Source organism: Nitrospiria bacterium (assembly GCA_036397255.1).
Lineage (GTDB): Bacteria > Nitrospirota > Nitrospiria > DASWJH01 > DASWJH01 > DASWJH01.
This window is the reverse complement of sequence record DASWJH010000058.1, coordinates 1-4,624: the sequence shown is the minus strand read 5'-3', so window position 1 is coordinate 4,624 and position 4,624 is coordinate 1. Positions and strand designations below refer to the sequence as shown.

3 protein-coding genes are annotated in these 4,624 nt (G+C 47.0%); all 3 read left to right on the top strand.

Annotated elements, in window-relative coordinates:
- A partial coding sequence (locus VGB26_07950; protein HEX9757720.1) for a carboxypeptidase regulatory-like domain-containing protein occupies positions 1–1,723 on the top strand: 1,723 nt, incomplete at its 5' end.
- 48 nt (positions 1,724–1,771) lie between these two features.
- Positions 1,772–2,746 (top strand): hypothetical protein, encoded by a 975-nt coding sequence (locus VGB26_07945; GenBank protein ID HEX9757719.1) that lies wholly within the window; start codon positions 1,772–1,774, stop codon positions 2,744–2,746.
- Positions 2,747–2,752: 6 nt separating this feature from the next.
- Positions 2,753–4,624, top strand: a 1,872-nt coding sequence (locus tag VGB26_07940) for an Ig-like domain-containing protein (protein HEX9757718.1), incomplete at its 3' end; no start/stop codon positions are given.

Genomic DNA, 4,624 nt, shown 5'->3' with positions numbered 1-4,624 from the left:
GACCTGGACACTGGGAACCTATGCGGGAGCGGGGGAGAACCGTGCCGAGGTTAGCGCCATGGGAGTTTCGGCCAAAGCGCTTTTTACCGCCACGGGTACGGCAGGCAATGCCGCATTGATCCACCCCGTGAATTTCAGCGTCTTCCGGGGGGAAGCGGGAAATGCACTGCCGGAACCGATGCAGGTCATCGTGAGTGACGACAGGGGGAACCCGGTTCAGGGCGTATCTGTTACCTTTACGGTTGTCAACGGGAATGGGTTGGTGAATAATCAAACACAAATCGACGTCCTATCCAACAGTGACGGAAAGGCCCATGTGACCTGGGTGTTGGGGCCGGAGGAGGGAATCACCAACAACCGCGTAGAAGCGACCTTTCCGAATAACCCCGGCCTTCCCGTGACCTTTGTGGCATCCGGAGTGATTGCTGGAGATTCGGCAGATACTACATTTTCAGGAATCGTATTAAGCAACACGGAAGAGCCCATCCCGGGCGTGACGGTTTCGATATTGAATACGCCATTAGAGACACAAACCGACGATCAGGGGCAGTTCCAGCTCACGGGGGTTCCGGTGGGGGCCATTCATCTCATCGTGGACGGGACCACCGCGACCATTCCGGGAACCTGGCCGACATTGGAGTTCGAGGTGAACACCATCTCGGGAAGGGACAACACCGTGGGGATGCCGATCTATCTGTTGCCCATCGATGTTCAAAATTCTCAAACGGTTTCACCCAGCCAGGGGGAAAACATTCAGGTGAGCAACGTCTCGGGGTTCTCCCTAAGCATCGCACCCGGAAGCGTGACCTTCCGTGACGGATCGCAGACCGGATCGGTTTCCGTGACACAGGTCCATCGGGACAAAGTCCCCATGCCGCCTCCGAACGGATTGAATCCAAAGATCGTTTTCACCATCCAGCCGCCAGGAGCGGTCTTCGATCCGCCGGCCCCAATCTCTTATCCCAACGTGGATAATCGGTTGCCGGGGGAGATCATAGACCTGTATTCCTTTGATCACGATCTTGGCCAGTGGGTGGGGATCGGAACGGGAACGGTTTCACAAGACGGGGCTTATATCGTTTCAGATCCGGGAGTGGGAATTATCGAGGGAGGGTGGCATTTTCCGGCGCCAAGGGCGGATACCGATCAAACGAATGTTGTTGGAGATATAGAATGTGATCTGACTAAAAATTTAACTAAGGATAATGTAAACGATTGGGTTGAAAAAGCAATAGCTTATATAGGTAAGATGAAACTAAAGGGTAATGATAAACTCGCGATTGATCAAATGCTGGATGCAGTAGATAGTTTAAATATAACATACGAAACAACAGATGAGACACAATTCTGTGGAAATTCTGAACCTTTTACAATAACTCAAGGTTGTTATGAACCAAATTACCAAAATGGTCCAACTATAACGCTACGGTATGGAGATGATAGAAATAATGCCCAAGTCATGATTACTTTTCTCCATGAACTATTTCATGCATGGAATAAAAAAAGCCTCCAGGGTGACTTGAACAAAGATGGTACTTCTGTGGAAAATGGGGGAACGGGCGATATTGGAGATGAAATTGCAGATAACATTGAAGAGTTGCTGGATATAGATAAAGAACATAAAACAAAAAACACAGAAGATGATCATACAGATAATATGGGGCAAACTTTTAAAGGAGAAGCCCATAAATTTGCCTCCAAATTTGCTCCAAAATGCAAATAAAGGGTCAAAATGTATAAAAATTGCTCAAGTCAAACCGGGAAAGGTTTAATGAAAATTTTATTTTCCTGGCTCTGTTTACTTTTAATTTTATTAGTTCCTTTCGCCCAGGAGGGAACCTCAACTGTTTTTGCTGAGACCCATGAAAATTCTGAAGAAATGAAAAATTTAGAAAAAGCTCGAAAGTGGGTTAAAACCGATCCAACAGGGCGTTTTATTCTTCCTGTATCTCAAGAGGAAACAAATAAAGCAATGAAAATTTTAATACAAGGGTTAGACGCGGAAAGTTCAGAAGTGGTCCTAATAAGTGTATGCCTAATTAAGAATTTAATGAAGGAAAATAAAATCCCTGATGAACCTTTATTACAGGAAATTAAAAAAAGAATGCCACCACTTACAGTTGGAAAAGCGTCAAGCAGGAAGTTTTGTGCTAATGGGGTTTTGTGGTGGAATAAGTTTAATTCACTTCAAAGCCAGGAAGAGCGAATTCAGTTTTTAGAGGAAAGTCTGAAAAAATCTCCGGATCCTGTTTCGAGCCAAACGGGTTATGATTGGGATGATGGTTTAGAAATTTTAATCATCATTGGAACGGACGGTGCTCTAAAAGTTATTGAAAGGTTACTTAGTCATGAATTTTCGAAAGGAAAGGAGATTGATGAAAATATAATTCAGGGTTTGGAATTATCAATTAAAAGGTTTAACGAAAACTTGAAACTTAAGGATTTGAAAGGTCAAGAACGAATCGACGAGTTAAACAATTTAATTATGGACTATGGTAAGACCAGATTTTTAAATATTAATTCGACAAAGTCCTCATCAGCCTTCCCCGTTAGGGTTTTGGATAGTTTCATGAAGGACTTGATCAGGGAATTAGCTGATGAACAAAGAAAAATGTCCAACGAAGCGTTTAAGGAAATTTGGAATAGTGAAGAAAATATCCGTTTGAAATGGATGATCGAAGATATTTTATTGGAAAGAAATATCATAACGCCGGATATGAAAAAAGTAAGTCGGCCAATTGAATGACGGTTAATGATGAAGCAATATAAAAAAAAGTTTCAGGATACTCGATTTAAATTTTTAGCTATCGGTCTTTTTATTTCGATTTCTATTTTTATTTTTCAGAACACCTTTGCGGGTGAACAAGTTGGGGAATTGGGAGAAATTATTGAACCGGACTGTGTTGCCAGTGTGTTAAACATAACCGTTCCAATTGATCCTTTAAGTCCTTTTACGATTCCTAACGTTCCTGCTGATAGCGGTCCTTTAAGGGTTAGGGCCTATTGCACCAATGGGAATGTAAGTTGGGTGGGGGAGTTAAATTTGATTACACCCGTTCCTGATGGTGTAACGGAAATCGGAAGCGTGATCATGAATGGTCATTCAAACCTAATCGATTCCCTCACCCTCACTCCCTCCAAACCCTCTCTGACCGGCCTTGGGGATACCGCCCAGTTGACGGTAACCGGGACCTTTGATGACGGGACCACGGCGGATGTGACCGGCGAGCCGGACACGGTCTACACTACCAGCAATCCGAATATTGCCACGGTTAGTAATGTAGGCTTAGTGACGGCGGTTTCATCGGGAACGGTGGTGCTGTCCGGGAGCAAGGACGGAGTTCTCTCAACCTTGATCATGATGGTGTCTACCGGAACGGCGGGAGATTCAGACGGGGACGGGATTCCCGATGATTATGAAATTTCAAACGGCTTAAATCCCAACGATCCCCTGGATGCGGACTTGGACCCGGACGGGGATGGGCTGACCAACTTGCAGGAATTTCAGACCGGGACCGATCCCAACGTGGCCGATACCGATGGAGACGGCATCTCGGACGGGGCGGAGGTGGCCGGGACCAACGGTTTTGTGACCAATCCCCTCTTGGCCGACACCGACGGCGACGGCATTCAGGATCTGTTGGAAATACAGACCGGGACCGATCCCACCGATCCCAATAGCTTCAATTTGGCCCAGGCTCTTTCCTCTATTAGTGTAAGTCCCTTTAGCTTTACTCTGACCGTCAATACCATCCTGGCTCAAGAGGTGTCGAAACAGTTATCGGTTACGGGTAACCTGATCGATGGTACCACTATTGATTTAACCTCTACCGCAAAGGGAACGACTTATAATTCATCTGATCTTTTAATCTGTAACTTCGGTGCCACCGATGGAGAGGTGTTTGCCGGGCAGGACGGGCTCTGTACGGTGACTGTCTCCAACAGCGGATTCTCGGATACCGCAAGCGTGACGGTAGAAACCTTCTCTCCCGTCCCCTTATCTTTTGTGGATCTACCCGGAATACCCTACAATCTGGATGTCCAAGGCAACTATGTTTATGTTGCCGATGGGGTGGGAGGGCTGCAGGTGGTGGATGTCTCCGACCGGCTGTTTCCTCAGATCGTCAGCTCTGTCAATACCCCCGCAACCAACATTCAGGTAGTTGGGGAGAAGGCCTATTTATCGGGAGGCAGCGGAATAGGCTTGTATGTAGTGGATATCTCCGATCCGTTGAATCCACAACTGCTGGGGAGTGTGGATACACCCGGATTGGCCTGGGATGTGGCGGTCTCGGGCAACCGTGCCGTGATTGCCGATGAGGGTGCCGGGATTCATCTGGTGGATATTACCGATCCCGCAGCTCCTGTTTTAGTGAGTACACTGGATACGCCGGGATCGGCCCGCGGAGTGGATGTGGTAGGAGATCTGGCCATTGTAGCGGATCGAACGGCAGGCATTCATATCGTTGATATCGGTAATATACAGAGCCCTCAGATCGTGGGCAGTGTAGACACCCCCGGAGATGCCTTTGAAGTGATGGCGGATGGAAATATCGTCTATGTGGCCGATTACACGGGAAGCCTTCAGATCGTGGATATCTCCGATCCTGCCAATCCGGTGATC

Coding starts and splice junctions, on each gene's coding strand:
- VGB26_07945 (HEX9757719.1), top strand. CDS start 1,772: ATGAAAATTTTATTTTCCTGGCTCTGTTTACTTTTAATTTTATTAGTT.